Source organism: Alteromonas aquimaris, assembly GCF_026183695.1.
GTDB classification, from domain to species: Bacteria; Pseudomonadota; Gammaproteobacteria; order Enterobacterales; family Alteromonadaceae; genus Alteromonas; species Alteromonas aquimaris.
On sequence record NZ_JAPFRD010000004.1, the window covers coordinates 45,521 to 52,383 of the forward strand.

The 6,863-nt window shown below is 45.8% G+C and carries 4 protein-coding genes; 1 reads left to right on the forward strand and 3 read right to left on the reverse strand.

What is annotated here, in order from left to right; genetic code table 11:
• The gene (locus tag OPS25_RS02960) at nt 1-1,089 is read right to left on the reverse strand and encodes an efflux RND transporter periplasmic adaptor subunit (protein ID WP_265616169.1); all 1,089 of its coding nucleotides are present in this window, start codon (nt 1,087-1,089) and stop codon (nt 1-3) included.
• A 9-nt stretch (nt 1,090-1,098) separates the two neighbouring features.
• Nucleotides 1,099-4,227 (reverse strand): efflux RND transporter permease subunit, encoded by a 3,129-nt coding sequence (locus tag OPS25_RS02965; RefSeq protein ID WP_265616170.1) that lies wholly within the window; start codon nt 4,225-4,227, stop codon nt 1,099-1,101.
• 378 nt (nt 4,228-4,605) lie between these two features.
• Between OPS25_RS02965 and OPS25_RS02970 the strand changes: the two genes are divergently transcribed.
• A complete protein-coding gene (locus tag OPS25_RS02970; RefSeq protein WP_265616171.1) occupies nt 4,606-5,184 on the forward strand; it encodes an EF-hand domain-containing protein in 579 nt (192 codons plus the stop codon).
• 47 nt (nt 5,185-5,231) lie between these two features.
• Here the strand turns inward: OPS25_RS02970 and OPS25_RS02975 are convergent, their stop codons facing one another.
• Entirely contained in the window at nt 5,232-5,936 is a 705-nt protein-coding gene (locus OPS25_RS02975) for a 2OG-Fe(II) oxygenase family protein (protein ID WP_265616172.1), read from the reverse strand.
• Nucleotides 5,937-6,863: the final 927 nt, after the last annotated feature.

The window sequence follows — 6,863 nt, forward strand, 5'->3', positions numbered from 1 at the left end:
CTATCTATCTATCTTTGCGGTGATCATGGCATCCCCGCCACTAAGACGTACCTTCTGGCCTGGCTGTAATCGCTCGGCTCCTCTGGTGATCACTGGATGAGCGGCTTCAAATTCTCCAAACACTTCAATGCGTTCACCCACCCCAATTCCTGTTGTTACAGCGATTTGCTGGGCTTCATTCTCACCGTTAACCTGGTAAATGTATGCGCCCGTTTTACGCAACACTAATGCGTCTCGAGGCACGGTCATCCCATGGTGTTTTTCGCTATGCGGAAGCGATACCCTAATTGCGCTTCCTATCGGAAAATCATTAGGTTTAAGGGCTACTCGTAACTCCATCATTCGTGAATTCGAATTCCCCACTGGCACAACTGCTCTCACTTTTTCCAGCACTTCACGTCCATTATTTTTAACGATTACTTGCAATCCGTCAGATACGTACGGAATTACCGTAAGGGGTGCACGAATTGCAGCTTCCACTTGAGTCGGATCGACTATACGCAATAATGTTTGACCCGTGCTGATGTACTCACCGGGGAATTGCAATCGCTCCACGACTAATGTATCAAAAGGCGCTACTACTTCACTTTGTGCAATCTGATACTCGGTCATTTCTTTCGACGCTTTTGCCTGTGCTAACTCCTGACGTGCAATTTCAAGCTCTGCTGCTGTTTCATCGAGTTGGTCTTTAGAAACATTTTGTTGCGCTGCCATTGAAATAAATCGATCCAGCTTTCTTTCTGCCAGTGAAACTCTGGCTTCCCATTTAGCTATATTCGCTTTATCCTGCGCCAGACTAAGCTTTAACCTCCTATCATCGAGTTTAATTAACACCTCACCAGGTCGTACTCGCTGGCCAACCTCTGCCATCCAAATGACCCGTCCAGCAACTTCTGAAGCAATTTGCGCATCCACACGGCTAACCACGGTGCCGGGCACCCAAACCTGTTCTGCTATTTCTTCTTGTAAGATTTGGTCCACTTCCACAAGCGTCGGCGGTGGAGCGGGTGGCTCCTGTGCCTTTAAAGAAAAGCCAATACCTAACGACAATATTGATACAGCGAGTGGCTTTATAAAAATCCTGTTCATATCGATACCTTAAAATTTATTTTCAAATTTTTGCAGCTTTGCATCTACCAGTGGAGCTACGCCGGATTGGGGAAAACTCTCCTTTTTTCGCCAAGGGAGCTGGAACTCCATTTGCAATAACGTGGGTAAAAGTAACAACGTGAAAATAGTACTCACTGCCATACCACCAACAATCACGGCTGCCATGCCCCGATAGATCACACTACCTGCGCCGGGAAGTAACAACAGTGGCAACATCCCGAACAATGACGTTAAAGTACTCATGAAAATGGGACGTACACGCACCAGAATGGCCTGGTGTACTGCATTGGTTCGATTTAACCCTTCGCGTTCTCCAATACGGGTTTGATGTACCAGTAAGATGGCATTATTTACGACCAGGCCGAGCAGAATTACAAAGCCGATCATGGTCAGGAGATCCATTGGCTGGAAGCGAAACAAATTCATAATCTGAATAGCGGCTATTCCGCCTACTGTCGCTAACGGCAAAGCAAGGGCTACTAAAATACTGTCTTTAAACGAACGGAATAAACCCGCCATCAACACTACCAGCAGGCCCATAGCCAACAAAAAATTCTGGCTCATGGTTTTAACCGCTGTCTTGAGACTGTCTGCACTGCCGCCATAGCTGATATTTCCATTTAAAGGCATTACGGCTCGTATTTGCGGCTCCACTTTCTCTTCGATAATAGCCATCGCCTCCTCCAACGTCATGCCTTCGGGTGGATTGAAATTAAGAGAGAGTGTGCGGCGACGGTCAATTCGTTGTATACGGGTAGGACCTACATTTCGCTCTATCGATACAAGTTCGCTTAACTGCACCATCTCGCCACTAGGGGTCACTATGGGCGTCGCAGCAAGTTCTTCAGGTGTAGCCCATTCTTGCGTCCTGAAAATAATATTCAAACGCTTGATACCATCAAAATATTCGCCTACATACATTCCATCGCCCATAGCGCGCACCAGATTTGCCATATGCGAACGATTGTACCCCACCTCCATAATTCGACTGTCTTGAGGGATAAACTGCAGTTGTGGTTCCGCTTGCTCAAGAGGAGGATTGGAGCGAACCTGGGAACCGGGAAATATTTCTTGAATCAATTCCATTCCCCGTTGTGCCGCAATAACTAACCCGTCCTGATCTGTACCCTGCAAATGCACATCAATCGAGCGACCATTGCCGAACCCGCCAAATAAGTTCCCCTGCATCGCAAACGTTTGCGTATCAGGCAGATCTTTAAGAATTTCATCTCTGACTAATGTTTCAAGTTCTTTAACGTTAGACTGGTCCTTGGCTCTTACACCTAAAGTGCCTCCATTCGTCCACGTAATTATGTAGTAATTTTTCAGTGCAGGCGATTTCTCTCCATCCATATATGGCTGCAACCGCTCTACAACTTGGGACATAATCTCAGTGGTAATAAATTGATTACTAGCTCCAGCAGGGAAATTAAAGAATGCATCGACAGCATCCCGTTTCACAGGCGGCAGATAGTCAAGCTTGGGAAACATCAATACGCTGGCAGTAATAGGAATAGTCATTAAGGCGAACGCCAAGGCGATACGTTTCATCGAAGTATTTGTGAGCTGCATGATTCCCGATGCAATTCGTGTCCATAATCCTTCCAACTTGTCCTTGGGATGGTGAGAACGCAGTACCTTACTGGCTATAACGGGCAATACAGTTACTGCTACAATTAGCGAAATGGTGACCGCAATAGCGATAGTTAATGCCAAATCGGCGAAAAGCTGACCTTCCACATCTTTGATAAATATTACCGGTATGAAAATAGCGACCGTGGTAGCGGTGGAGGCCATCAACGCCCCGAATACTTCTTTCGTCCCAGCGTAGCTGGCTTCTGCTTCATCGGTAATGTGTTTTTGCCTTCGTACGATGTTTTCAAGCACAACTATAGCGGCATCCAAAACCATTCCCACAGCGAACGCTAGTCCGGCTAATGAAATAACGTTCAATGAACGGCCGGTCACGTTGAGAACTACGAACGTGCTGAGTAACGAAATCGGTATCGCCATCGCAACTATCAGCGTGGCCCGCATCTGCCGCAAAAACATCCACAGCACCCCAATTGCTAACAGCACACCTATAAACAGATTACTGGTCACCAGGTTTATCGCGCGATAAATAAAGACCGATGCGTCAAAAGACTGCACCATCGTTAGCTTTTCTTCGGCGAGCATGGTTTGATTGATATCCGCCACTTTATCTTTTACCGCCAGCAATGTCGCAAGTACATTCGCGTCATTTTCGCGACTGATTCTGATAGATATTGCAGGGTTACCATTTTGAATACTGATGCTATCGTCGTCTGCCCTCTGGATGCGTATGTCAGCAATATCTCGCAGGTACACTGGACTGCCATTACGCCACTCCAGAATCATATCCCCCATTTTTTGCGGTTCGTATTTACCTTCAAAACGCAGGGTGTAACGTCGGCGTCCCACTTCCACAAAACCACCAGACACATCGGTAGCACTACCTAGGTAGCCTGTGATTTGCGTTAAATCAATGCCTAATTCTGCTGCCTTATAGGGATCAAAGATGATTTGAAACTCTTCTTCACCGCCAACCCCACTTTGCATCTGAGCGCTGGAGACTCCAGAAATAGCTTCTAACTGGGGTCTAATTTCATCCTCGAAATAGGTGACGTAATGGTTAATTTCATGAGGGTTACCGGGCAATTTTTGTAAGAAGAAATACGTTAACGCTGGCTCATCGCCCCCACCACCTCCTAGATTGATGTTGGGTGAAAGGGCATCACGAGGAAGTGGGGGAACCCGATTCATCCGGCTAACAACTTCAATCAATGTTTTTTGCATGTCAGTGTCAAGCTCAAATTGCAGATTTATCCACGCATTGCCTTGATTAGCCCAGGCAGACATGCTGTGTAGGCCGGGGATCCCCTGTAGCACCTCTTCTTGCGGCTCCAGTATTTCAGATTCAATTTCTTCTGGCGAAGCGGCTCGCCAACTGGTTTGAATTGAGATTTGCGGTCGTTCAATATCAGGAAAAAGCTGTATCGGTAACTTGAATAAACTGTATAGCCCCAGCGCCACTATAATGGCGACAACGATAGTCACTCCAGATGCGTTTTTTATTGCCGTACGTGTAATGTCCATAAGTAGCTATTTGAAATTGAATCCCGTGCTATAACTATAAGTCGCATCACCTATGTAAAAAGTTTAATTCTGCCAATAGCAGAGTTTTTGAGGTAAACAGCTATACCGCTTGTTATCGCAAGAATTCTGCGATAACTGGTCGTGTTTAATCTGCAAGTCAGCGCGGGACTTATCAATTTAAGTAAATTTAACCTCACTCAGCGTGTAGTTTTTTCTGCTCCTGTGTTGCAATTTGGTAACTTATTATCAACTTTTTCTGATTTATTATTCATACGCGATTGTTTTTTATGCTTTTTTCAGTTGGCGCAACTGATGCATGTATCTCATGTTGGTAATTAATTTATTTCCTGCCTAGTTGAGGAAGCGATGGAGATTGATATGAAAAAACTAGTTACTGTTATTGCAATGTCGACCGTGGCGCTGGCATGCACCCCCGCCGATGAGAATGTTAAAATTAGTACTAATTTTGCCGAATTAGATAAGGATCAAAGCGGATACTTGACTGAGAAAGAAACCGAGAGCCAAGCCATAGCGAATTATTTTGAAAAAATAGATGTGGATATGGATGAACGGATCAGTGTCATAGAGTTCAATGATTACCTGACCACTACCCCTGAGGTTTTTGATGAAAATGTCCAGATGGCAGCAGCGATTGAGCTAGATGGGGACGCGCTTAGAACAGAAGAAAAACCCACTGACTACGCAAGCGAAAAAGCGAATCAGATAGAATCTGAGGGAAGTGAAGAATTTTCTCCACAAACAGACGACGAACTTCTCGCGACAAGTGAATTTAACATGATGGACACGGATCGCAATGGTGAAGTTTCTAAATCAGAAGCGGCTCGGAGTGGTTTGATCGAGGAATTTAATAGAATGGATACGAATAACGATCAACTAATAACTATGGTTGAATTTTCACAATACCAGTCCAAAGAACGCTCCCCGCGAGGTGAATAATGAATCGCAACTGGCCAAAAACAAGGAGAGTTTCTGGCCACCTACATCTAAAGCGGGGTCGCGCGAAACCATCCTGTAATCGATAATCTAGGTTGGAGGGCAAAGGGTGTGACATAGGTTACGCTATGTATATGTTTTACATCGAATAAACTCAAAGTGTTAAAACCGGGTGTCCAGCTATCCCGTGGGGTGCCATCATTCTCATAAAATTGCAGTAACCCTCCCCAGTCAGGATGCCATTTTTCGGTAAAGTTAAAAACGTAAGCCACCCGACGCTGTTCCGTTTGATGCTCATCTTTATGTCGGGTGAGAAACTGCCCTGGTCCATACCGTGTTGCCTGGGCACTAGCGGCTACAATGTCATCATGACCGCTTACCTTTTTAATCCAAGCAATCACAGCTTTACTATTTAACCACTTATTAAAAGCGTCAATAGAGCCCACGCCGCAGCCTCCCGCAGAAAGATTTTTTCTACCGTAGATAAATCCTTCACCGTGAGATGCGTAACGGTGTGACATCGTAATGTATTTTTGTTTTGTTTGCGGATCCATACTTGTCCAATCGGAGGGCTGGATCGACATGTACCTCTGTTCGTGTATTAACGCTAAATCATACGACAGGCTCTTTAAGCCTGTGTAAATTTCACTAGCATTGCTAGTATCTAAAACATCGGTGAACCTGCCCCGTTTGTCATGTTGAAATTCAACAGCGGCAGCGTCTAAGTCGAAATTTTCATTGAATTTAATTTGCATATTCTAAGCGTATTCTTCAGATGGAAAATCAAGAAATCTGGGATAGTCTATTATATTTATGCACCAGCGTACTAGTATTGTGAAAGGAAAAGAATACCAGTAAACCTTTTTCTAACAGTGCTTTGGTAAGCCATACGAAATTGAAACAAAAAAGTGAATATTTCGTTGCCTATGAGTTGATTCGAAACCTTTCTTGTCTTTGAACACTCGAGGAGGTTCTCTATTTCATCCCCAGTTGTTCTAATCAGGACCGTGAAACAAGAAGCAACCCGTCTTTTTTATAAATTGCAGCTTGGTACGTTACGCTGTGGAAAACTATCCACACACAAAGGGGGAGTCCACATAAGCGAAGCGAGCGAGGGGTGCCAGTGGCACGCCGAGAGTGAAGAACCGGCAGCATGGATGCTGCCGTGGTCATTTCACCAGGGAAGGGTTGTTACCTGTCTATCAAGCGTTATCGCAAGCGTAAACTGCTACCCGATGGGTTAGGCTCCCTATGAATGTCCGCGCAACTTGGCTGCGCTTAAACGCAAAAAGCCCACTCATTTGAGTGGGCTTTTCGTTTAATTGGGAGCCCCGTAGCCGGCAAGGGACACACTGCCGTGCGGGAGTACTACTCTCACATGGGGTTTGGACCCGCACTCGGGCGGAGGTAGACCGAATGTCCGCTGGACATTCGCAGATGCCGTAGCGGCACGCCATGGGTGAGCACGGAATTGAGAGAATGAACAATTTTATTCTCGCCGCGTGAACGACCTGAGCTCTGCGAAGGGCTGGACCAGATTGCTGAGCGTGACTGGACGTAGCACCAGGGACGGGTTGTTACCTGTCTTTCAAGCAGTAGCGCAAACGTCAACTGTTACCCCATGGGTTAGGTCTTGCTATTAGGGATTGGCACCTTGGCGCTACTCTCACATGGGGTTTGGA

What these genes read in the sequence shown, in the direction of transcription:
- OPS25_RS02960 (WP_265616169.1), bottom strand. Translation starts at nt 1,089, where the DNA reads ATGAACAGGATTTTTATAAAGCCACTCGCTGTATCAATATTGTCGTTA.
- OPS25_RS02965 (WP_265616170.1), bottom strand. Translation starts at nt 4,227, where the DNA reads ATGGACATTACACGTACGGCAATAAAAAACGCATCTGGAGTGACTATC.
- OPS25_RS02970 (WP_265616171.1), top strand. Translation starts at nt 4,606, where the DNA reads ATGAAAAAACTAGTTACTGTTATTGCAATGTCGACCGTGGCGCTGGCA.
- OPS25_RS02975 (WP_265616172.1), bottom strand. Translation starts at nt 5,936, where the DNA reads ATGCAAATTAAATTCAATGAAAATTTCGACTTAGACGCTGCCGCTGTT.